Origin of the sequence: Streptomyces sp. CA-142005, from assembly GCF_050942335.1 — a bacterium.
Classification (GTDB): Bacteria; Actinomycetota; Actinomycetes; order Streptomycetales; family Streptomycetaceae; genus Streptomyces.
The window spans coordinates 2,322,143-2,344,767 of record NZ_CP192078.1 but is presented as its reverse complement, the minus strand read 5'-3'; the positions used below and the strand labels follow the sequence as shown (position 1 = coordinate 2,344,767).

The following is a 22,625-nucleotide window of genomic DNA, read 5'->3' as shown; positions in this document are numbered from 1 at the left end:
CCGTGCCGCTGCCGATCCGGATCTCGGGCGGGCGTCGGTTGTCGGTGCCGTTTGGTAAGAATGCAAGCGTGAGCAGCGAGAACGGGGCGCCCCGGGCAGACGGGGACGGCGGGGCCGAAGGGGCGCCGCCGGAGCAGCTCGCGCTCATCCGGGAGAGCGTGCGCAAGGCGAAGGTGCCGCGGGCCAAGCCGCGGACCTGGCGGGGTGCCGCGCTCGCCCCGCAGCTGCCCGTCGCCCGGGTGCTGGTCGACAAGGGTGTGCTGCACCTCGACCGGTACTTCGACTACGCCGTGCCCGCCGAGCTGGACGCCGATGCCCAGCCGGGCGTGCGGGTCCGGGTCCGGTTCGGGGCCGGGCGGGGCCGGGTGCGGGAAGGGCGCCGGGAGGGCGGCGGGCTCATCGACGGGTTCCTCGTCGAGCGGCGGGCCGAGTCCGACTACTCCGGTCCGCTGGCCGCGCTGGCCCAGGTCGTGTCGCCGGAGCCGGTGCTGAGCGAGGAGCTGCTGGGGCTCGCGCGGGCCGTGGCCGACCGGTACGCCGGAAGCCTCGCCGACGTGCTCCAGCTGGCCGTACCGCCGCGCAGCGCCCGGGCCGAACAGCGGCCCTCGCCCGCACCCCTGCCCCCGCCGAAGGCCCCGGAGGCGGCCTCCTGGGGCCGGTACGAGCACGGGGACGCATTCCTCCACGCCCTGGCCTCCGGCGGGTCGCCCAGGGCCGTCTGGAGCGCGCTGCCGGGCCCGCTGTGGAGCGAGGAACTGGCCCGCGCCGTCGCCGCCACGCTCGCGTCCGGACGCGGCGCCCTCGTCGTCGTACCGGACGGGCGGGCCGCCGCGCGGGTCGACGCCGCGCTCACCGCGCTGCTGGGCACCGGCCGGCACGTGCTGCTCACGGCCGAAGCGGGGCCCGAGAAGCGGTACGCGCAGTGGCTCGCGGTGCGCCGGGGATCCGTGCGGGCTGTGGTCGGGACCCGGGCCGCCATGTTCGCGCCCGTGCAGGACCTGGGGCTCGTCGCCGTCTGGGACGACGGCGACGACAGCCACAGCGAGCAGCATGCCCCGCAGCCGCACGCCCGGGATGTGCTGCTGCTGCGGGCCGCGCTGGACAAGTGCGGGTTCCTGCTGGGGAGCTGGACCTGCACCGTGGAGGCCGCCCAGCTCGTCGAGAGCGGCTGGGCCCGGCCGCTGGTCGCCGGGCGGGAGCAGGTGCGGCGGGCCGCCCCCCTGGTCCGCACGGTCGGGGACGACGACCTCGCGCGCGACGAGGCCGCCCGCGCCGCCCGGCTGCCCACGCTCGCCTGGCAGGCGGCCCGCGAGGGGCTGCGGCACGGACCGGTGCTCGTACAGGTGCCGAGGCGCGGCTACGCGCCCCGCATGGCCTGTGACCGGTGCCGGGCGCCCGCCCGGTGCCGGCACTGCTCCGGGCCGCTCCAGGGGCAGGACGCGGGGGTTCTGCGGTGCGGCTGGTGCGGGCGCGAGGAGAGCGCGTGGCACTGCCCGGAGTGCGGTGGCTTCCGGCTGCGGGCCCAGGTCGTCGGGGCGCGGCGGACGGCCGAGGAGCTGGGGCGCGCCTTCCCCGCCGTCCCGGTGCGCACCTCGGGGCGGGAGCATGTGCTGGACACGGTGCCGGGCACGCCCGCGCTGGTCGTGAGCACACCGGGGGCCGAACCGGTCGCCGAGGGCGGCTACGCGGCGGCCCTGCTGCTGGACGGCTGGGCCATGCTCGTACGACCCGACCTGAGGGCCGGCGAGGATGCGCTGCGCCGGTGGATCGGGGCGGGCGCGCTGGTACGGCCGCAGAGCGAGGGGGGCACGGTGGTCGTGGTGGCCGAGCCGACCCTGCGGCCGGTGCAGGCGCTGGTGCGCTGGGACCCCGTCGGGCACGCGGTGCGGGAACTGGCCGAGCGGGCCGAGCTGGGCTTTCCGCCGGTGTCGCGGATGGCGGCGGTGTCCGGGGTGCCCGCGGCCGTCGCCGAGTTCCTGGCCTCGGTCGAACTGCCCCCGGACGCGGAGGTGTTGGGACCGGTGCCGATGCCTGCGACGCCGCCCGGCCGGCCCCGTAGACCCGGAGAGCCGCCGCCGGGCGAGCACTGGGACCGGGCGCTGGTGCGGGTGCCGCCGGGCAGCGGGGCGGCGCTGGCTGCCGCGCTGAAGACCGCGCAGGCCGCTCGTATGGCGCGGGGGAGCGGGGAGGCGGTGCGGGTGCGGATCGATCCGCCGGACATCGGGTGACGGCAGCGTTCCGGGTGTCTGGTGGTGGTGCATTCACGCCGGTTGTCCGTCCGAGCGCGTGTCTGCCCTCCCGGGTGTCCGTCCGGGAGGGCAGGGCGGAAGTGTCGGCCGTTGCTCAGCCGTTGCGCGGGCCGGGGAAGGCCGTCGGGCGGGCCTCGTCGCGGTCGCGCAGGGCCGGGCTGCCCGCGGTCGGCTGCGTGGGCATCGAGCGGGCCGCGGGGACCGTCGGGACCGCGGGCATGCCGGTGTTCACATTGAGCGTGCGGGTGCCGGACGGCTCCGCGGTGCGCTCGGCCTCGGCGGCCGCCTGGGTCGCGGCGCGGCGGGCGCCGTAACGGCGGTGCACCGCCTGCTTGGTGACGCCGAGCGCCGAGCCCACCGCGTCCCACGAGAAGCCGAGTGAGCGGTCGAAGTCCACCGCGGCCGTGACCAGGGTTTCGACACTGTCCCGGAGCTCCTGGGCGAGGCGCACCGTCGGGGCGGGGGCGCGTCCGTAGACGACGAAGCCCGTGGAGGGGCCGGAGCGGCGCGGGCGGTAGACGTTGCCCAGCTGGGCGGTGAGCGTGCGCAGGGCGTCCACCTGCCGGCGGACTCGCTCGATGTCCCGCACCAGCAAGTGCAGGCTGGCCCGGGCCTGGGCGTCGTGGGTTGCGTGGTCGGCCATGAACAAGCCTCTCGAACCGGCGTTGAAAGTAATCGGGCGGCGAAAGCGGCCCTATGTGGTCAACTCTTCCTTGACCAACGCGTGGGCGCTCCGCTGGTCACGGGCTGGGGGCGTACGGGCATATGCGTACGCCGGTATCGTCCGGATGTGCGCCGTGTGTGGTGAGGCTGGACAACCTGAGGGGGCTCCTCGCCGTCGGCGGCCGCGCGTCCGTTCGTGCGTATGGGGTGTGTGCCGTTCCTTGGTCATAGACTGGTGCGCTGCCCGGTCAACCCCCGCCCGAGAGGCCCGATCCCGCCCATGAAGCTCGTCTTCGCCGGTACCCCAGAGGTCGCCGTTCCCGCTCTGGACGCTCTGATCGCCTCTGGGCGGCACGAGGTGGCCGCCGTCGTCACGCGGCCCGACGCGCCGGCCGGGCGTGGGCGCAGGCTGGTCGCGTCACCCGTGGCCGAGCGGGCGGAGGAGGCCGGGATCGAGGTGCTGAAGCCGGTCAGGCCGCGCGACCCGGAGTTCCTGGAGCGGCTGAGGGAGATCGCCCCGGACTGCTGCCCCGTCGTCGCCTACGGCGCCCTGCTGCCCCGCGTGGCCCTCGACGTCCCCGCCCACGGCTGGGTCAACCTGCACTTCTCGCTGCTGCCCGCCTGGCGCGGAGCCGCTCCCGTGCAGCACGCCATCATGGCCGGCGACGAGATCACCGGGGCGTCGACCTTCCTCATCGAGGAAGGGCTCGACTCCGGCCCCCTCTACGGCACCGTGACCGAGGAGATCCGGCCCACCGACACCAGCGGCGACCTGCTCACCCGGCTCGCCTTCGCCGGTGCGGGCCTGCTCGCGGCCACCATGGACGGGATCGAGGACGGCACCCTGAAGGCCGTACCGCAGCCGGCCGAGGGCGTCACCCTCGCGCCGAAGATCACCGTCGAGGACGCCAAGGTCGACTGGGCCACGCCCGCCCTGCGCGTCGACCGGGTCGTGCGCGGTTGCACCCCGGCGCCCGGCGCCTGGACCACCTTCCGCGGCGAGCGGCTCAAGCTCATCCAGGTCACGCCCGTGCCCGAGCGCACCGATCTCGCGCCGGGGCGGATGGCCGTCGGCAAGAACAGCGTGCACGTGGGAACCGGCTCGTACGCCGTCGAGCTGCTCTGGGTGCAGGCCCAGGGCAAGAAGCCGATGCGGGCGGCCGACTGGGCGCGCGGCGTGCGCATCGCCGAGGGCGAGACGCTGGGTGGCTGAGCCCCGGGCGGCGGGGGCGGCGGTGCGCCGACGTAGGCTGGACACCGCAGCCCTTTCTTCACATCCGGAGCACCTTTTTCGTGAGCGAGCAGTCCCGGCGGCCTCGTAAGCCCGCCAAGCCCTACCGTCGTCCCCAGAAGGACCCCGTGCGCATCCTGGCCTTCCAGGCGCTGCGCGCGGTCGACGAGCGGGACGCGTACGCCAACCTCGTGCTGCCTCCGCTGCTGCGCAAGGCACGGGAGAAGGGCGACTTCGACGCGCGGGACGCCGCCCTCGCCACCGAGCTGGTCTACGGCACGCTGCGCCGGCAGGGGACGTACGACGCGGTGATCGCCGCCTGCGTCGACCGGCCGCTGCGCGAGGTCGACCCGCCGGTGCTCGACGTGCTCAGCCTCGGCGTGCACCAGCTGCTCGGGACGCGGATCCCGACGCACGCCGCCGTGTCCGCCTCCGTGGAGCTGGCGCGGGTGGTGCTCGGCGACGGGCGCGCCAAGTTCGTCAACGCGGTGCTGCGGAAGGTGGCCCAGGACGACCTCGACGGGTGGCTGGCGAAGGTCGCGCCGCCGTACGACGAGGACCCCGAGGAGCACCTCGCCGTCGTGCACTCCCATCCGCGCTGGGTCGTCTCCGCGCTGTGGGACTCCCTCGGCGGCGGGCGCGCCGGTATCGAGGACCTGCTGGCGGCCGACAACGAACGGCCCGAGGTGACCCTGGTCGCGCGGCCGGGGCGGGCCACCGCCGAGGAGCTGCTCGGCGAGGAGGCCGCGGTACCGGGGCGCTGGTCACCGTACGCGGTGCGGCTCGCCGAGGGCGGTGAGCCCGGCGCGGTGCAGGCCGTGCGCGAGGGGCGGGCCGGAGTCCAGGACGAGGGCAGCCAGCTGGTCGCCCTCGCGCTCGGGGGCGCGCCCCTGGAGGGCCCCGACACCAAGTGGCTCGACGGGTGCGCCGGGCCCGGCGGGAAGGCCGCCCTGCTGGCCGCCCTCGCCGCCGAGCGCGGTGCCACGCTGCTCGCCTCCGAGAAGCAGCCGCACCGCGCGGGCCTCGTCGCCAAGGCGCTGGTCGGCAACCCGGGGCCGTACCAGGTGATCGCCGCCGACGGCACCCGGCCGCCGTGGCGGCCCGGCACCTTCGACCGCGTGCTCATGGATGTGCCGTGCACCGGGCTCGGCGCGCTGCGCCGGCGTCCCGAGGCCCGCTGGCGCCGGCGCCCCGAGGACCTGGACAACTTCGCACCCCTCCAGCGCGCCCTGCTGCGCACCGCGCTCGACTCGGTGCGGGTCGGCGGCGTCGTCGGGTACGCCACCTGCTCGCCGCACCTGGCCGAGACCCGCGCGGTCGTCGCCGACGTCCTCAAGCAGCATCCGGAGGCGGAACTGATCGACGCCCGCCCGATGCTGCCGGGGGTGCCGGCGCTGGGCGAGGGCCCGGACGTACAACTCTGGCCCCATCTACACGGCACGGACGCGATGTACCTGGCCCTGATCCGCAGGACCGGCTGAACGCCGCGGGGGCCGGCGCCCCTGAAAGGGGCGGGGCCGTATCGATATGCCGCTCGGCCGCGGGGCGCGAGCAACCCCCACCGGCCCGCAGACGAACCACAACCGCAACGGACCGCCGTTACAGCCGAGCGCAGCGGCATGGCAGGCTTGGGGCATGGCCGTGCAGATCAACCCCAGCATCCTGTCCGCCGACTTCGCCCGCCTCGCGGAGGAGGCCAAGGCGGTCCAAGGCGCCGACTGGCTCCATGTCGACGTCATGGACAACCACTTCGTCCCGAACCTCACGCTCGGCGTGCCGGTCGTGGAGTCCCTGGCGCGTGCGACGGACACCCCGCTGGACTGCCACCTGATGATCGAGGACCCCGACCGGTGGGCGCCCCAGTACGTCGAGGCGGGCGCCTCCTCGGTCACCTTCCACGTGGAGGCGGCCGCCGCCCCCGTGCGGCTCGCCCGGGAGATCCGCGCCAAGGGCGCCCGCGCCTCCATGGCGCTCAAGCCGGCGACGCCGATCGAGCCGTTCGAGGACCTTCTCCCGGAACTCGACATGCTGCTGATCATGACGGTTGAGCCCGGCTTCGGTGGGCAGGCGTTCCTCGACATCATGCTGCCGAAGATCCGCCGTACCCGTGAGCTGATCGGCAAGCACGGCCTGCAGCTGTGGCTCCAGGTGGACGGCGGTGTCTCGGCCTCGACGATCGAGCGGTGCGCGGAGGCGGGAGCGGACGTGTTCGTGGCAGGCTCGGCCGTGTACGGGGCGAAGGACCCGGCGGAGGCGGTCCGGGCCCTGCGCGCGCAGGCCGAGACCGCAACCGCCAAGGCCTCCTGGGCATGCGACCACTGAGCCACAGGTACGTGAACGGTTAAGTCAACGGCCCTTATCAGGGCGGATCCGTAGCGCCGAATCTGCAAGGATGAACGGCGAATCCAGAGTGTGAACAGCAGTGAGGAGATCGCCGTGTCGGGTATGTCGGCGGGCCGGTCAGCCATGCGGATGGGACCCGCTGAGCTGGTGCAGGCGGCGGCCATGGCCCGCCGCTTCTACCTCGAGGGCAAGTCCAAGATCCAGATCGCGGAGGAGTTCGGCGTCAGCCGCTTCAAGGTGGCCCGGGTCCTGGAGACCGCCCTCGAACGGGATCTCGTGCGCATCGAGATCCGTGTCCCGGCCGAGCTGGACGCCGAGCGCTCCGACGCGCTCCGCGCCCGGTACGGCCTGAGGCACGCCGTCGTGGTCGAGTCCCCGGCCGAGGCCGAGGAGACCCCCGACCCCGAGAACCTGGGGGAAGTGGCCGCCGACCTGCTCGGCGAGCTCGTCAACGAGGGGGATGTGCTCGGACTGGCCTGGGGCCGGTCCACGATCCACATGGCGGCGGCGCTCGACCGGCTGCCGCCGTGCACGGTGGTGCAGCTGACGGGCGTGTACGACGCCGGGACGTCGGAGCGCGGGTCGGTCGAGGCCGTGCGCCGTGCCGCCCAGGTGTCGGGCGGCGACGCCCACCCCATCTACGCGCCGATGCTGCTGCCCGACGCGGCCACCGCGGCCGCGCTGCGCAACCAGACCGGGATCGCCCGGGCCTTCGAGTACTTCGACAAGGTCACGGTCGCCTGCGTCTCCATCGGTTCCTGGGAGCCGGGCATCTCGACGGTGCACGACATGCTCAGCGACGAGGAGCGGGCGCACTACGCCTCGCTCGGTGTCGCCGCCGAGATGGCCGCGCACCTCTTCGACGCCGAGGGGCGCCGGATCGGGCGGGACCTGGGGGAGCGGTGCATCACGGTCAAGGCCGACCAGCTGCGCCGTATCCCGGAGGTCGTGGCGATCGCCGGCGGTCAGCGCAAGGCCTCCGCGATCGACGCGGTGCTGCGGTCCGGGCTGGTCACCAGCCTGGTCACGGACACCTCCGCGGCCGACTACCTGATGACGGCCGGGCCCACCCCGAAGCCGACGCTCAGCCGCGCGGACCCCGACGGGCACTGACGGACTCCGCGGCGGGGACACAGCGGTCGGTCCTCGCGGCGGGGTCTGCGGGGTGCCGGCCGCCAGGCGTGCGCCGGCCTCATGGTGGTGGGTCGCCGGGCGGGTGGTCGTACGGCGTCCATGCCGTCCATGTGGGCGGTGACCGTCTGCGCGCCCGTGTGCCGTGCGAGGGGCGAGTGAGCACCGACGGCTCAGCGCCCGACACGAAGCGTCATGGAGCGCTGCGGCGGGCCCCGGCGGGTCGCGGCGGCGGAGGAGCGGAGCGGCCGTGGCAGCATCGTCGGCATGTCGCCCCGGCTCGACCCCCACACGACCAGACGGCCCCTGAGGCCAGCCCGCATCCCCGGACGGTCCCGGGCCTCGGCCCCTGGGCGGGCCCGGACGCCCGCCCGGGCGATCGTGGGGCTGTTGGCCCTCGTCCTCGCCGTCCTGCTCGCGGGATGCTCGTCCGGTTCGAGTTCGGGTCCGGGTTCCGGCGCCGGGGCGGGCACGGGTGGGCGGGTGTCCGGCACGAGTGCGTCCGTCCCGGCGTGGGCGCACGGAACGGGCACGGTCAGGGAGTCCCGGCTGCCGGCCGAGGCACGCAGGACGCTGGACCTGATCGGCAAGGGCGGGCCCTTCCCGTACGCCAGGGACGGCGTCGTGTTCGGGAACTTCGAGGGGCGTCTGCCGAAGCACCCGCGCGGCTATTACCACGAGTACACGGTCCCGACGCCCGGTTCGCATGATCGCGGGGCCCGGCGCATCGTCACGGGTCGGGGCGGGGAGATCTACTACACCGATGATCACTACAACTCGTTCCGGGCGGTGCTGAGATGAGCGAAGACCCGACCGACCTGACAGGGCGGCTCGTGGTCACCCTGGACCTGCACGGCGTCACCGACAAGGCCGGACTGATGGACCGCACCGCCCGGGCCCTGACGCTGCCCGACTGGTTCGGCCGCAACTGGGACGCGCTGGCCGACTCCCTCACCGACCACACCGTGTGGCCCGAGGGGGCCGTCGAGCAGGGACTGCTGATCGTCGTCCGCGGCTGGCGGCCGTACGCCGAGGCCCGGCCCGACGAGTGGCGGATCGCCCAGGAGGTGTTCGCCCAGGCCGCGGACCACACGCCCGCCCTGTCCGTCGCGCTGGCCCTTGGAGGATCCTCCTAGGTGATCGCCGCTCACCCTGGATGTTCCGTGAGGGCGTGACGGCCATCCCGACATGGGACAATGAAGTACGTGCTCTTTTCCCCCCGGCACACCTGTCGGGGGGTCACCTCTGATCGACTGGGATGTGCAGCACGTGCGTTTCCTCAATGACATCCAGCCCGCGTACGACCTGACGTACGACGACGTGTTCATGGTGCCGAGCCGCTCCGCGGTCGGTTCGCGTCAGGGCGTGGACCTCGCCGCGCCGGACGGCACGGGCACCACCATCCCGCTCGTCGTGGCCAACATGACCGCCATCGCCGGCCGCCGCATGGCCGAGACGATGGCCCGCCGCGGCGGTCTGGTGGTCATCCCGCAGGACATCCCGATCGACGTCGTCACCGACGTCATCTCCTGGGTGAAGAGCCGGCACCTGGTGCTCGACACGCCGATCGTGCTGGCCCCGCACCAGACCGTCGCCGACGCCCTGGCGCTGCTGCCCAAGCGGGCGCACAACGCCGGTGTGGTCGTGGACGAGGACGAGCGGCCCGTCGGCGTCGTCACCGACGCGGACCTGACCGGCGTCGACCGCTTCACCCAGCTCGAAGTGGTCATGTCCAAGGACCTGCTCCTGCTGGACGCCGACATCGACCCGCGCGAGGCCTTCAACACCCTCGACGCGCACAACCGGCGCTACGCCCCGGCCGTCGACAAGGACGGCAGGCTCGCCGGCATCCTGACCCGCAAGGGCGCCCTGCGCGCCACGCTGTACACCCCGGCCGTCGACGCGAACGGCAAGCTGCGCATCGCCGCCGCGGTCGGCATCAACGGCGACGTCGCGGGCAAGGCCAAGCAGCTGCTCGACGCGGGCGTGGACACGCTCGTCATCGACACCGCGCACGGCCACCAGGAGTCGATGATCAGCGCCATCAAGCTGGTGCGGGCCCTCGACCCGCAGGTGCCGATCGTCGCGGGCAACATCGTCTCCGCCGAGGGCGTGAAGGATCTGATCGACGCGGGCGCGGACATCATCAAGGTCGGTGTGGGCCCCGGCGCCATGTGCACCACCCGCATGATGACCGGCGTGGGCCGGCCGCAGTTCTCCGCGGTGCTGGAGTGCGCCGCCGAGGCGAAGAAGTACGGCAAGCACGTGTGGGCCGACGGCGGCGTCCGCCACCCGCGCGACGTGGCGATGGCCCTCGCCGCCGGTGCCTCCAACGTGATGGTCGGCTCGTGGTTCGCCGGTACGTACGAGTCGCCGGGCGACCTCCAGCACGACGCCGACGGACGCGCCTACAAGGAGTCCTTCGGCATGGCGTCCGCGCGTGCGGTGGCCAACCGTACGTCGGAGGAGTCGGCGTACGACCGCGCCCGCAAGGCGCTGTTCGAGGAGGGCATCTCCACCTCGCGCATGTTCCTCGACCCGGCCCGCCCGGGCGTCGAGGACCTGATCGACTCGATCATCGCGGGTGTCCGCTCCTCCTGCACCTACGCCGGTGCGGCCTCCCTGGAGGAGTTCGCAGAGAAGGCCATCGTGGGCATCCAGAGCGCCGCCGGCTACGCCGAGGGCAAGCCGCTGCACGCCAGCTGGAGCTAGGCCCTCCGCTCGGGGGCAGCCCCGCGCCCCGCCGGGGGCGCGGCGGGTACCGCGCAACGAATCCGCGCCCCGAAGGCGGGAACGCAATGATCTTGCGCATGCGTGCAAGGTTGCCGCATTACGCCCGTGAAGGCCTGCCTCATAGGGTGCTCGTCTGTACGTGACGTGGCGGGGACCCCGCTCGGTGGGTTCCTGCCCTCGCAGGGCTCCCCCCGGTCCCCGGACGCAATGACCGGCAGCATGAAGGAGCCAGCGCGTGCTCGACCAAGGCGCACCCCCGCACGACCGCACGGCGACCGCCCCCGCACCCGAGGGCCTCGCCGCGCGCCTCATGCGGCGCAAGCCCGTGGAACGCCTGGTCGCGGAGGGCGGCCAGGGCGAGGGAGGCTCGCTTCGGCGGTCCCTCGGCCTGTGGCAGCTGACCATGATCAGCATCGGTGCCACCCTCGGCACCGGCATCTTCGTCGTCCTCGGCGAGGCCGTGCCGAAGGCGGGCCCGGCCGTCGTCCTCTCCTTCGTGATCGCCGGTCTCACCGCGCTGTTCTCGGCCCTGTCCTACGCCGAGCTGGCGGGCACCATCCCGGTCTCCGGCTCCTCGTACTCGTACGCATACGCAACGATGGGCGAACTGATCGCCTGGGTCTGCGGCTGGTGTCTGCTGCTGGAGTACGGCGTCTCGGTCGCCGCCGTCGCCGTCGGCTGGGGCGAGTACCTGAACGAGCTGCTGAGCGGCACCATCGGCGTCACCATCCCCAACGCCCTGGCCAACCCGCCCGGTGTCGACGGCGGTGTCTTCAACCTGCCCGCCCTGATCGTCGTGATCCTCGCGATGGTGTTCCTGCTGGGCGGCGCCAAGGAGTCCGCGCGGGCCAACACCGTCATGGTGTGCGTGAAGATCGCCGCGCTGATCCTGTTCTGCTCGATCGGCTTCATGGGCTTCAAGTCCGGCAACTACTCCCACTTCATGCCGCTCGGCATGGCGGGCGTCAGCGGCGCAGGCGCCACGCTGTTCTTCTCGTACATCGGCTTCGACGCCGCCTCCACCGCCGGTGAGGAGGCCAAGGACGCCCAGCGCGACCTGCCCCGCGCGATCATGCTGTCGCTGGTGATCGTCACCGCCCTGTACGTGCTGGTCGCCGCCGTCGCCGTCGGCGCCAGGCCGTGGCGGACCTTCGACGACTCCGAGGCCACGCTCGCCCAGATCATGAAGGACGTCACCGGGCAGAGCTTCTGGGGCACGCTGCTGGCCTTCTGCGCCGTCATCGCCATCGCGAGCGTCGTCCTGACCGTGCTCTACGGCCAGACCCGCATCCTGTTCGCCATGGCCCGCGACGGCCTGGTGCCCAGGATCTTCGCCAAGGTGCACCCGAAGACCGGCGCCCCGCGCGCCAACACGGTCATCGTGTCGCTGTTCTGCGGTGTCCTCGCCGCCGCGATCCCGCTGGGGCAGCTCGCGGACGCCACCAGCATCGGCACGCTGTTCGCGTTCGCTCTGGTCAACGTGGCCGTCGTGGTGCTGCGCCGGACCCGCCCGGCCATGCAGCGCTCCTTCCGGGTCCCGCTGTCGCCGGTGCTGCCCGCGCTGGGCTTCGCCTTCTGTGTCTGGATGATGGGCAGTCTGTCCACCGTCACGTGGATCGTGTTCGGTGTCTGGATGGCCGTCGGGCTCGTGTTCTACTTCGTGTACGGCTATCGCCGTTCCCGTCTCGCGACCGGTGACGGCCTCGCGGTGACGGCAGAGAAGTGACCGGACCGAAGAAGTGAACCACCCCCTGTGCTGAACGATCTCGACGAACGCATCGTGCACGCCCTCGCCGAGGACGCCCGCCGCTCCTACGCTGACATCGGGCAGATGGTCGGCCTGTCCGCGCCCGCCGTGAAGCGGCGCGTGGACCGGCTGCGCGCCACCGGAGCGATCACCGGATTCACCGTGCGGGTGGATCCGGCGGCGCTCGGCTGGGAGACCGAGGGCTACATCGAGATCTACTGCCGGCGGAACACCTCGCCGGACACCATCCAGCGGGGGCTGGAGCGGTATCAGGAGGTCGTGGCCGCGTCCACCGTCACCGGGGACGCGGACGCGATCGCCCAGGTCTTCGCCTCCGACATGCGGCACTTCGAGCGGGTGCTGGAGCGGATCGCCGGGGAGCCGTTCGTGGAACGGACCAAGTCGGTGCTGGTGCTGTCGCCGTTGCTGCGACGGTTTTCTTCCGGGGCGCCGGGCTAGGGCGGATCCGGGACAGGGCGGATCACAGCTCGGGGCGCATGGTCGTGTGCCGGGTGCGGGTGATCTACGGCTTGTCGCGCAGTGCCTCGCGCCCCTTCGGGGCTCGGTTGCTGATCGTCGTCAGCATGCGGCGCATCACCGCCGCGTGGGCGCCGGTGCCGATCACCAGCAAGCGGTACAGCCTCCCGGCCGGGCCGGGGAACACGGCCCGGGTCTCCGCGCTCACGCGCGTGTGGCCCGGGCCTTCCGGTGTCAGGCGGAAGGTCAGGGTGTACGCCGAGAAGCGGTGGCGGCCCGTGAGGGCCAGCTCCCGCTCGGAATCCGCCGCCGTCACCCGGAAACCGCGGACCGTGGAGCCCACGGCGAGCGGGTGCGCGCCGGACGACGCTCGGTCGGCGGCGCCCACCAGCCGGGTGTAAGCGGCCCCGCCGCGTCCCGCGAAGGAGCGGCCCATGACCTCGCCGATCGTGCGCCAGACGACGTCGGCACCCGCCGGCACGACGGTCGTGTGCGTGTCCACGTACGGCAGCGGCACGGTCCGGACGTGGGTCACGCGCTCCCCCTTCGCACCGGCCTCAGTCCGCGGTCTTGCGGGCCAAGGCGTTGTTCCCGATGGAATTGTGCACGCTGAAGCTCACCGCGTCCGAGCGGTACCGGTCGTCCGACCACTCCACCGGGCGCCCCTCGCGGGTCGTCGTCACCCGGCGGACCCGCAGCAGCGGACTCGTGCGGCGGACACCCAGCAGCTCGGCGTCCTGCGCGCCCGCCGCGACGGCGTCGATGATGTGCTCGCCGTAGGCGAAGACCAACCCCGTGTCGTCGTAGAGGCGTTGGGTGACCGACGGGCAGTCCGGCTCGATCGGCTCGACCGCGGGGGAGATCCAGTCGGCGTACACCGTGCGCTCCAGCAGCACCGGCTCACCGTCCAGGCCGCGCACCCGGAGCACGTGCAACACCTTTGTTCCGAGGGGCAGTTGGAGGCGTACGGCGTCCTCGTGGGTCGCCGGGCGGTACTCCTGGGACACCACCCGGCCCGTGGCCTCGCGGCCCATCGCGCGGGCCCACTGGGCGAAGCTGCGCAGTTCCTCGAAGCTCTGGCTGCGGCGGCTGGCGAGCACGACGCGCCGCGCACCCTGGCGGGAGCCGATGAGCCCCTCGGAGGTCAGGGCCGCGACGGCCTGGCGGACCGTGCCGCGGGAGACGCCGTATGCCGCGGCGAGCTCCGACTCCGAGGGCAGCCGGCTGCCGACCGTGTACTCCTCGCGGTCGATCGCCCGCCGCAGCTCGTCGGCGATCTCCTCGTGTCGCGCGGTCATGCTTCCCCTCTGCTCGGGTCACTGTGCACAGCGTGACCAGCCTAATCGAGACCTGAGCGTGATCTGAAACGGTCTGGATTGTGCAGCCAAGCAGGGGTCAAAGTTTCGCTCCCGTTTACAGACAGGACACCGCGAGCGGGCGTACTGTGACGCAACTTGTTCAGACAAGTTCTCCGAACCCTCGTGCGCCCCCTGGAGAGACCGTGACCGTGTCCCTGCCGAGAAACGCCGTCCTCGGCGGCTGCATCGCCGTCGTCGCCGCACTCGCGCTGAGCGCCTGCGGCGCCGCCCCCGACAAGGCGTCGACCACCACCAAGGACGGCAAGAACGCCGCCACCGCCACCTCCGCGGCCGACTTCGGCGGCATGGACGCCCTGGTCAAGGCGGCCAAGAAGGAGGGCACGCTGCACATCATCGCGGTGCCCCGCGACTGGGCCAACTACGGCGCGATCATCGACGGATTCCAGAAGAAGTACGGCATCAAGATCCAGGACGAGAGCCCCGACGGCTCCAGCCAGGACGAGATCAACGCCGTCACCACCCGCAAGGGCCAGGACCGTACCCCCGACGTCCTCGACCTGGGCTCCTCGTTCGCGCTGAGCGCCGCCCAGCAGGGCCTGCTCGCGCCCTACAAGGTCGCCTCCTACGCCGACATCCCCGGGGCCCAGAAGGACCCGCAGGCCCGCTGGTACAACGACTACGGCGGCTATGTCTCCATCGGCTGCGACGCCAAGCGCGTGAAGACCTGCCCGACCAGCTTCAAGGACCTGCTCAAGCCCGAGTACAAGGGCCAGGTCGCCCTCAACGGCAACCCCACCAAGTCCGGTTCGGCCTTCGGCGGCGTCTACGCGGCGGCGCTGGCGAACGGCGGCTCCTTCGACGACATCCAGCCCGGCCTGGACTTCTTCGCCAAGCTGAAGAAGAACGGCAACTACACGCCCGTCGAGTCCACCCCGGCCACCGTCGAGAAGGGCGAGACGCCCATCTCCATCGACTGGGACTACCTGAACGCCGGCTACGCCGACGAGTTCAAGTCCAAGGGCCTCGACTGGAAGGTCGTCATCCCGAGCGACGGCCAGTACGCCCAGTACTACTCCCAGGCCATCAACAAGGACGCCCCGCACCCGGCGGCCGCCCGCCTGTGGCAGGAGTACCTGTACAGCACCGAGGGCCAGAACCTGTGGCTGGGAGGCTACGCCCGCCCGGCCCTGATGACCGCCATGGACAAGGCCGGCACCCTCGACAAGACGGCCGCCGCCAAGCTGCCCAAGGTCACCGGGGCGCCGTCCTTCCCGACCGAGGACCAGCAGAGCAAGGCCAAGACGGTCATCGCCCAGGGCTGGGGGAAGGCCGTCTCCGGATGACCGCCGCCCTCCCGCGCGCGGACGTGGCGCCCGTCGCTTCGCAGAAGCGGCGGCGCCGCGCCCCCGGCTGGCTCGCCGTCCTGCCGCTGCTGGTGTTCACGGCCGTCGCCTTCGGCCTGCCCGCGCTGGCCATCGTCAACGGCGCCTTCTCGGCCGACGACGCCACCACGGGCGCCACCACCTACACCGGCGCCAACATGACGACCTCGCTGCAGGGCCCGTACCTCACCGCCCTGCTCGGCAGCGTCAAGCTGTCCGCGATCTCCGCCGCGCTCGGCGCCCTGCTCGGGCTGCCGCTCGCCCAGGCCGTGGTCGGCTCCCGCTCGCGCCGGCTGCGCGAGGCCGTGCTGACCGCCTCCGGCGTGCTCGCCAACTTCGGCGGTGTCCCGCTGGCCTTCGCCTTCGTCGCCACGCTCGGCAACGCGGGCGTGCTCACGGTGCACCTGGGCCTGAAGGGCGCCGGCTGGGACCTCTACAGCTTCTGGGGTCTGGTCCTCGTCTACCTGTACTTCCTCATCCCGCTCATGGTCCTCACCATCACCCCGGCGCTGGACGGCCTGCGCGCGCAGTGGCGGGAGGCCGCGCTGAACAACGGCGCCACCGGTGTGCAGTACTGGCGGCACGTCGCCCTGCCCGTGCTCGCGCCCTCGCTGCTCGGCGGTCTCGTGCTGCTGTTCGGCAGCGCCTTCGCCGCCTACGCCACCGCCGCCGCCATGGTCGGCAGCGCGGTCCCGCTGGTCACCCTGCAGATCGCCGACGCCCTGTCCGGCAACGTGCTGGTCGGCCAGGAGAACGTCGCCCTCGCCCTCAGCCTCGACATGGTGCTGGTGGCGGGCCTGGTGATGGCCGTGTACCTGCCCCTTCAGCGACGGAGTGCCCGATGGCTCGACGCCTGACCCCGTGGCGGTGGCTCGTCCTCGGCCTCGCCGCCCTGTACTTCCTGGTGCCGCTCGCCGCCTCCGTGATCTTCACGGTCGACGTGCCCGGCCAGGGCCTCACCTTCGACGCCTACACCAGGATCCTCTCCGCCGACGGCTTCCTCTCCAGCCTGCTGCTCTCGCTGGAACTGGCCGTCGCCACCATCGCGGTGGTCCTGCTGCTGATGGTGCCCGCCGTGGTGGCGCTCCGGCTCGGCTCGCCCCGGCTGCGGCCGGTGGTGGAGGTGGTGTGCTCGCTGCCGCTGGTGGTGCCGCCCATCGCGTTCGTCGCCGGCATCGCCACCGTCCTCAAGTGGGGCCCGGAGCATTTGTCCCGTACCCCGCTGTTCCAGACGTTCGTGGTGATCCAGAACGACCGGTTCCCCGTCGTGCTGGTCCTCGCCTACGTCGTGATGGCCCTGCCGTTCGTCTACCGGGCCCTGGACGCCGGCCTGCGCGCCATGGACGTACGGACCCTCGTCGAGGCGGCCCGCAGTTGCGGCGCCTCCTGGCCCAAGGCCCTGGTCCGGGCCGTGCTGCCCAATCTGCGCGGGGCCCTGCTGAACGCGTCCTTCCTCACGCTGGCCCTGGTCCTCGGCGAGTTCACGGTCTCCCATCTGCTGGGATACGCGCCCTTCGCGGTGTGGATCTACAACGTCGGCGGCGAGCAGGCCCAGATGTCCGTCGCCGTGTCCGTGCTCAGCCTGCTCGTCACCTGGGCCCTGCTCCTCGCGCTCGCCGGTGCCGGCGGCGGGCGCAACCGAACCGCCGACTCCCGGGGATGACACACACCATGACCGCCACCACGCTTGAGAAGGCCGTCGCAGAAAAGGCGGCCACCGTCGAATTCAGGTCGCTGCGCCGGGAGTTCGGGGCCACCGTCGCCCTCGACGGGCTCGACCTGACCGTCCGCCCGGGGGAGTTCCTGGCGCTGCTCGGCCCGTCCGGCTGCGGCAAGACCACCGCGCTGCGCATGCTCGCCGGGTTCGAGCACCCCGACTCCGGTGCCGTCCTGGTGGACGGCGAGGACATCACGCAGGTCCCGGCCCACCGCCGCGACGCCGGCATGGTCTTCCAGTCGTACAGCCTCTTCCCCCATCTGAACGCCGTCGACAACGTCGCCTTCGGCCTGCGCATGCGCGGCGTCCGTACCGCCGAACGGCGCGCCCGCGCAAAGGAGTTGCTGGAGCTGGTCGGCCTCGCCGACAAGGGCGAGCGCTATCCGCACCAGCTCTCCGGCGGCCAGCAGCAGCGCATCGCGCTGGCCCGCGCCCTGGCCCTGCGCCCGCGCGTGCTGCTGCTCGACGAGCCGCTGTCCGCGCTGGACGCCAAGGTGCGGCTCACCCTGCGCGAGGAGATCCGCCGCCTCCAGCAGGAACTCGGCATCACCACCCTGTTCGTCACACATGATCAGGAGGAGGCCCTGTCGGTCGCCGACCGGGTCGCCGTGATGCGCGCCGGGCGCCTCGAACAGTGCGCCGAACCGGCCGAGTTGTACGGCCGCCCCGCCACGGCCTTCGTCGCCGAGTTCGTCGGCACCATGAGCCGGATCCCGGGCGAGCTGAAGGACGGCACCGTCGAGGTGCTCGGGCAGCGGCTGCCGGCCGACGGCGAGGTCCCGGCCGGCCCGGTGGACGTGCTGGTGCGGCCGGAGGCCGTCCGGGTGGGCGCCGACGAGCAGGGCACCGCCCGGATCCTCGCCACCGCCTTCCTCGGCGCGGTGGTCCGGGTCACCGTACGGCTCGCCGACGGCACGGAGGTCAAGGCCGACCTGCCCGCCCACGAGGCCACCGGGCTCGGCGCCGGATCCGCCGTCGGCGTGTCGCTGCCCGAGCGACCGGTGCTCGTGGCCGAACGTTTCCAGAAGTGAGGAATCTCCCGAACGTGACCCCCCACACCCCTCAACACCCGCTGCAGGCCGTTCTGTTCGACATGGACGGCACGCTCGTCGACACCGAGCGGCTGTGGTGGGAGGCGGTCGAGCAGGTCGCCGGTCGCCCGCTGACCGAGGCCGACCAGCCCGATGTGCTCGGCCGCCCGGTCGAGCACACCGCCGCCTGGCTCGCTACGGCGACGGGCCGGCCGGAGGCCGACATCGCGGCCGAGCTGCACCACGAGTTCGCCGCCCGCGTCCGCACCGGGATCGTCCCCCGGCCCGGCGCGCTGGACCTGCTGGACGCGCTGGCCGCCGCCGGCGTCCCGGCCGCCCTGGTCACCGCGTCCCCGCGCGCGGTCGCCGACGTCGTCCTCGACGCCCTCGGCGCCGACCGGTTCGCGGCCTCCGTCACCGCCGACGACACCGCCCGCACCAAGCCGGCCCCCGACCCCTACCGGGCCGCCTGCCGGGCCCTCGGCGTCGACCCCGCCGCCTGTGTGGCCGTCGAGGACACCGAGACCGGCGTGGCCTCCGCCGAGGCCGCCGGGTGCGCCGTCCTCGCCGTACCGTCCCTCGCGCCGATCGGCTTCGCGCCCGGCCGGACCGTGCGGGACAGCCTCACCGGGGTCACGGTCGAGGACCTGCGGCGCATGGTGACGCCCGAGCTGCGCGTCATGAGCTGGAACCTGTGGCTGGGCGGCAGCGAGGTCGACGACCACCGTGCCAAGCAGCTCAAGGTCATCCTGGAGAGCGGCGCCGACGTCGTCGGGCTCCAGGAGACCGGCGGCACCGCGGCCCAGGAGCTGGCCGAGGCGCTCGGCTGGCACCACCACCGGGCCGGCGAGAACCTCGGCGTCCTCAGCCGCCACCCCATCACCGCCCGCTTCGGCGACCCGGACGTGGGCTTCTACGGCGCCGCGGGCGTCCGGATCGCCGTGGCGCCCGGCCGCGAGGTGGACGTGTGGACCGCCCATCTGCACTACACGCCGTACGGCCCCTACGAGGCCGCCTTCGACGGGCTGCCGGCGCAGGAGCTGATCGCCCACGAGGAACTGCGGCTGGCCCAGATGCGGGACGCGCTGGCGCGTATCGGCGAGGCCTCGGCCGACGGCGTCCCGGTCGTCCTGGTGGGCGACTTCAACTGCCCCTCGCACCTGGACTGGCCGGACGTGGCCTGGCCGGTGACCAGGGCCGCCGAGGACGCGGGCTTCGCCGACTCCTACCGCGACGCCCACCCGGACCCGGCGACCGAGCCCGGCCACACCTGGTCGCCGATCCACCCGGTGCACGAGGACGGCAGCGGACGGCCCGAACCGCAGGACCGGATCGACTACGTCCTGCACCGGGGCCTGACCGTCCGGGACGCGCGGACCCTCGTCACCGGCAGCCCGCGGCCCTGGCCGGACGTCGCGGACAACGACTGGCCCTCCGATCACGCGGCGGTCGTCACCACGTTCGCGTTGACCAGGCCGTGACCAGGGGTTACCGCAGGTCACCATTGCGGTCGGGGTGACGGTCCCGTAGGTTGTGCCGCACTTCCTACTGACTGGTAACCGCGGCAGGTACCCCATGCGCTGGCCCCTCGGCCGTCCCACCACCGTCCGTGCGCGGATCGTGGCGCTCGCGCTCGCCCCGGCCGTCGCGCTGATGGCGCTGTGGAGCTTCGCGATGGTGTCCGTCACCGCGGAACTGCGGGGGCTGATCCGGCTCCAGGGGGTGTACGAGGACTTCGGCACCCCCGTGGACACCGCGATCGGGCAGATCCAGATCGAGCGCCGGATGTCCGCCGCCTATCTGGGTGCCCGCCTCGACACGGCGACGGCCGGTCGGCTGCTCGAACAGCAACGCCGTACCGACCGGGCCGTGGACGCCATGCGGCAGGCGATCCGGGGCGGCGATCGCGACCGGCTCACGGCCCGGCAGCGGCAGGCGCTGGACACCGTGGACGCGGCGACCGGAAAGCTGGACGGGCTGCGCTCGCGGGTGCTGGCCCGGCACATCACCTGGGACCGGGCCGTGGAGGAGTACAGCGCGCTGGTCGAGCCCGGCTTCGACGTGCAGTCCACGCTCACCGCCCTCCAGGCCGGACAGCTCGCCCGCGAGGCCCAGGTCGTCATCGAGCTGGTGCGGGTGCGGGAGTTCGTCTCGCGGGAGGACGCGCTGGTCGCCGGGGCGCGGGCGGCCGGCACGCTGACCGACCGGCAGTACGACACGCTGACCGCGACCATCGAGGACAGGCGGGTGTTCCAGCGGACGTACGTACCGGACCTGCCCGCCGACTCGCGCGCGCTGTTCGAGGACTTCCAGCGCGGGGACCTGTACGGCTCGCTGGTGCGCGGCGAGGACGCGCTGCTGCGGGCCGGCGCCGCGGGCGCCGGGCAGGCCGTCGCGGCGGACACCTGGCGGTCCACCACCGACCGGGCCGTGAAGCGGTACATGCAGCTGTGCACGCGGTCCGCCGAGAACTCCGCGGCACGCGGGCGGGCCTTCGCCTACCGGGAGCTGACCAAGTCGGCCGTCGTCGGCGTGGTGGGGCTCGCCGCCGTGGGGCTGTCGCTGTGGTTCGCGGTGCGCGGGGCCCGGCGCATCTCGCGGCGCCTGGAGACCCTGCGGGACGCGGCCGACGTCCTGACCCAGCGCCAACTTCCCGACGTGATGCGGAGGCTGAGCGCCGGCGAGGAGGTCGACGCGGTGGCGGAGGCGCCGCCGCTGGCCGCCGACGAGGTGCGCGACGACGAGATCGGGCAGGTCGGCCGGTCCTTCAACACCGCGCGGCTCGCCGCCGTCGAGGCCGCCGTCAGGCAGGCCGGGCTGCGCCGGGGCCTGTTCGCGGTGCTGCTCAACATCGCGCGCCGCAACCAGGCGCTGGTGCACCGCCAGCTGAAGCTGGTCGACACCCTGGAGCGGCGCACCGACGACCCCGACGTCCTGCGCGAACTGTTCCGCATCGACCACCTGACCACGCGCATGCGGCGGCACGCGGAGAGCCTGATCATCCTCTCCGGCGCCGCGCCCGGCCGCCGCTGGCGCCGGCCCGTGCCGATCGCGGACGTCGTCGCCTCGGCCGTCGGTGAGATCGAGGACTACGCGCGCGTGGTGGTGCCGCCGATGGCGGAGGTGGGCGTGGCGGCGGACGCGGTCGCCGACGTCGTCCATCTCATCGCCGAACTCCTGGAGAACGCCACGGTCTTCTCGCCCCCGCACACCCAGGTCACGCTGCGCACCGGCCGGGTCGGCAGCGGGTTCGTGCTGGAGATCGACGACCGGGGCCTCGGCCTCGACGCCGACGCCCGCGCCCAGGCCCACGCCACCCTCACCGACCCCGACGCCTTCGACCCCACCCGCCACGACCGCCTCGGCCTCTACGTCGTCGGCCGCCTCGCCGCCCGCCACGGCATCGAGGTGAGCCTCGGCGACTCGCCGTACGGGGGCACGACGGCGGTGGTGCTGTTGCCGGCGGGGGTACTGGCGGAGGTGGAGCCCGCCACCCCCGAGGACGCGCGGCCCGGATACACCCGGCCTGGGGCGGGCGCCCCGGTGGGCCGGACGCTGCCCGCGCACGGGCGCGCCGACGGCCTCGCGACCGTACGGGAGCTGCCGACAAGGGGCCGGCCCGAGGCGTCGGCGGATGCGGCCGAGCCGCCCTCGGGCAAGTCGGCCGATTCCGTTCCCGGTACGGACGTGCTGCCCACGCGGAGGCGGCCCGGGGCCCGGCCTTCCGGCGAACCGGGGAGTGCCGTCGCCCCGGAGCCGTCCGCCGGGCGGGAACGGGAACCGGCACACACCCCGGCTCCCGATCCGGAGGCTCCCGCCCTCCCGACCCGGGTCCGCCAGGCCTCGCTCGCCCGGGAACTGCGGGAGGACCCGCCCGCGCCGGACACGGCACCCGGGCGGGAGGTCGACGCCGAGGAGATGCGGACGATCTTCGGAGCCTTTCAGCGCGGCCTCGACCGCGGCCGCGAGGGCCTGCCAGCCACGGAAGAAGCGCCGGCCGACGCGACGGCCCGGAGCACCGGTACCGCGCAGCCGACGCAGCGGCAGCTCCCGAGGGGCGCGGGGAAGGCACCCGCCCGCCCCGCACCCGCCCACAACGCGCTCACCGACGCCGACCCCGACCCCCTGACCAGCCACGCCGACGAAGGGACCGACACCGATCATGAACGGTGACGACCAGACCCCGGAGCCGCAGGACCCGCCCGCCGGAGCGCCCGGCACGGACCTGGGCTGGCTGCTGGACGACCTCGTGGCACGCACCGGCCATGTCCGGCAGGCCGTGCTGCTGACCGCCGACGGTCTCCCGCTGAGCAGCTCGGACGGGATGCGCCGGCGGGACGTCGAGCATCTGGCCGCCGTCTGTTCCGGCTTCCACGGCCTGGCCCGCTCCGCCGGGGAGCGGTTCGCCGCGGGCGAGGTGCGGCAGACCATGGTGATGCTGGAGGACGCCTACCTCTTCATCACCCCGGCCGGGCACGGCAGCCGGCTGGCCGTCCTCAGCGAGGCCGGCACCGATGTCGGCCAGCTCGCCCACGAGATGGCCCTGCTCGTCCGCCGCCTCGGCCGCCACCTGGACGCCGCCGCCCGCACCCCCGAATGATC

General features: G+C 73.4%; 20 protein-coding genes. 17 read left to right on the top strand and 3 right to left on the bottom strand.

All coding sequences use genetic code 11. From position 1 onward, the window contains the following. Nucleotides 1-68: 68 nt before the first annotated feature. Nucleotides 69-2,228 (top strand): primosomal protein N', encoded by a 2,160-nt coding sequence (locus tag ACQPXS_RS11200; RefSeq protein WP_433449114.1) that lies wholly within the window; start codon nt 69-71, stop codon nt 2,226-2,228. Between the two features lie 115 nt (nt 2,229-2,343). On the opposite strand, the gene ACQPXS_RS11195 is transcribed toward ACQPXS_RS11200, so the two are convergent. After that, a complete protein-coding gene (locus ACQPXS_RS11195; protein WP_351809450.1) occupies nt 2,344-2,892 on the bottom strand; it encodes a hypothetical protein in 549 nt (182 codons plus the stop codon). A 300-nt stretch (nt 2,893-3,192) separates the two neighbouring features. On the opposite strand from ACQPXS_RS11195, the gene fmt reads away from it, so the two are divergent. From fmt to ACQPXS_RS11150, 9 genes are all read left to right on the top strand, one after another. Next, a complete protein-coding gene (gene fmt / locus ACQPXS_RS11190) occupies nt 3,193-4,125 on the top strand; it encodes a methionyl-tRNA formyltransferase (protein WP_433449113.1) in 933 nt (310 codons plus the stop codon). Between the two features lie 80 nt (nt 4,126-4,205). After that, on the top strand, nt 4,206-5,624 hold the full coding sequence (locus ACQPXS_RS11185) for an RsmB/NOP family class I SAM-dependent RNA methyltransferase (RefSeq protein WP_433449112.1): 1,419 nt from the start codon (nt 4,206-4,208) through the stop codon (nt 5,622-5,624). Between the two features lie 154 nt (nt 5,625-5,778). Then, a complete protein-coding gene (rpe, locus tag ACQPXS_RS11180) occupies nt 5,779-6,465 on the top strand; it encodes a ribulose-phosphate 3-epimerase (protein ID WP_356307453.1) in 687 nt (228 codons plus the stop codon). Between the two features lie 90 nt (nt 6,466-6,555). Beyond that, complete coding sequence (locus ACQPXS_RS11175; RefSeq protein WP_174266495.1) at nt 6,556-7,599, top strand: sugar-binding transcriptional regulator; 1,044 nt, start codon at nt 6,556-6,558, stop codon at nt 7,597-7,599. 408 nt (nt 7,600-8,007) lie between these two features. Then, the gene (locus ACQPXS_RS11170) at nt 8,008-8,418 is read left to right on the top strand and encodes a ribonuclease domain-containing protein (RefSeq protein WP_433449111.1); all 411 of its coding nucleotides are present in this window, start codon (nt 8,008-8,010) and stop codon (nt 8,416-8,418) included. Continuing rightward, nucleotides 8,415-8,753 carry a barstar family protein gene (locus ACQPXS_RS11165; RefSeq protein WP_351809463.1) on the top strand — a complete coding sequence of 113 codons (339 nt, stop codon included), beginning with the start codon at nt 8,415-8,417 and terminating at the stop codon, nt 8,751-8,753. Before ACQPXS_RS11170 ends, ACQPXS_RS11165 begins: the two co-directional genes overlap by 4 nt. Before the next feature lie 133 nt (nt 8,754-8,886). Further along, nucleotides 8,887-10,329 (top strand): GuaB1 family IMP dehydrogenase-related protein, encoded by a 1,443-nt coding sequence (locus ACQPXS_RS11160; RefSeq protein WP_351809465.1) that lies wholly within the window; start codon nt 8,887-8,889, stop codon nt 10,327-10,329. Between the two features lie 256 nt (nt 10,330-10,585). Beyond that, nucleotides 10,586-12,076, top strand: coding sequence for an amino acid permease (locus ACQPXS_RS11155; RefSeq protein WP_433449110.1), 1,491 nt, complete (start codon nt 10,586-10,588; stop codon nt 12,074-12,076). Between the two features lie 27 nt (nt 12,077-12,103). Continuing rightward, nucleotides 12,104-12,556, top strand: a complete 453-nt coding sequence (locus ACQPXS_RS11150) for an Lrp/AsnC family transcriptional regulator (RefSeq protein ID WP_031174468.1) — start codon at nt 12,104-12,106, stop codon at nt 12,554-12,556. A gap of 64 nt (nt 12,557-12,620) precedes the next feature. Here ACQPXS_RS11150 and ACQPXS_RS11145 read toward each other — a convergent pair whose 3' ends face one another. After that, on the bottom strand, nt 12,621-13,109 hold the full coding sequence (locus ACQPXS_RS11145) for a hypothetical protein (protein ID WP_433449109.1): 489 nt from the start codon (nt 13,107-13,109) through the stop codon (nt 12,621-12,623). 22 nt (nt 13,110-13,131) lie between these two features. Further along, nucleotides 13,132-13,872 carry a GntR family transcriptional regulator gene (locus ACQPXS_RS11140; RefSeq protein WP_351809474.1) on the bottom strand — a complete coding sequence of 247 codons (741 nt, stop codon included), beginning with the start codon at nt 13,870-13,872 and terminating at the stop codon, nt 13,132-13,134. A gap of 203 nt (nt 13,873-14,075) precedes the next feature. Between ACQPXS_RS11140 and ACQPXS_RS11135 the strand changes: the two genes are divergently transcribed. The 7 genes from ACQPXS_RS11135 (at nt 14,076) to ACQPXS_RS11105 (ending at nt 22,623) form a co-directional block, all read left to right on the top strand. Further along, complete coding sequence (locus tag ACQPXS_RS11135; protein ID WP_433449108.1) at nt 14,076-15,236, top strand: ABC transporter substrate-binding protein; 1,161 nt, start codon at nt 14,076-14,078, stop codon at nt 15,234-15,236. Then, complete coding sequence (locus tag ACQPXS_RS11130; RefSeq protein ID WP_351809479.1) at nt 15,233-16,132, top strand: ABC transporter permease; 900 nt, start codon at nt 15,233-15,235, stop codon at nt 16,130-16,132. The genes ACQPXS_RS11135 and ACQPXS_RS11130 overlap by 4 nt, the downstream gene beginning before the upstream one ends. After that, on the top strand, nt 16,117-16,938 hold the full coding sequence (locus tag ACQPXS_RS11125) for an ABC transporter permease (RefSeq protein WP_433449107.1): 822 nt from the start codon (nt 16,117-16,119) through the stop codon (nt 16,936-16,938). The genes ACQPXS_RS11130 and ACQPXS_RS11125 overlap by 16 nt, the downstream gene beginning before the upstream one ends. Nucleotides 16,939-16,946: 8 nt before the next feature. After that, nucleotides 16,947-18,023: an ABC transporter ATP-binding protein gene (locus tag ACQPXS_RS11120; protein WP_433449106.1), complete on the top strand. Its 1,077-nt coding sequence runs from the start codon at nt 16,947-16,949 to the stop codon at nt 18,021-18,023. Between the two features lie 14 nt (nt 18,024-18,037). Beyond that, a complete protein-coding gene (locus ACQPXS_RS11115; RefSeq protein ID WP_433449105.1) occupies nt 18,038-19,504 on the top strand; it encodes an HAD-IA family hydrolase in 1,467 nt (488 codons plus the stop codon). A 94-nt stretch (nt 19,505-19,598) separates the two neighbouring features. Beyond that, a complete protein-coding gene (locus ACQPXS_RS11110; protein ID WP_433449104.1) occupies nt 19,599-22,196 on the top strand; it encodes a nitrate- and nitrite sensing domain-containing protein in 2,598 nt (865 codons plus the stop codon). Further along, nucleotides 22,186-22,623: a roadblock/LC7 domain-containing protein gene (locus tag ACQPXS_RS11105; protein ID WP_433449103.1), complete on the top strand. Its 438-nt coding sequence runs from the start codon at nt 22,186-22,188 to the stop codon at nt 22,621-22,623. Before ACQPXS_RS11110 ends, ACQPXS_RS11105 begins: the two co-directional genes overlap by 11 nt. The last annotated feature ends 2 nt before the right edge of the window (nt 22,624-22,625 follow it).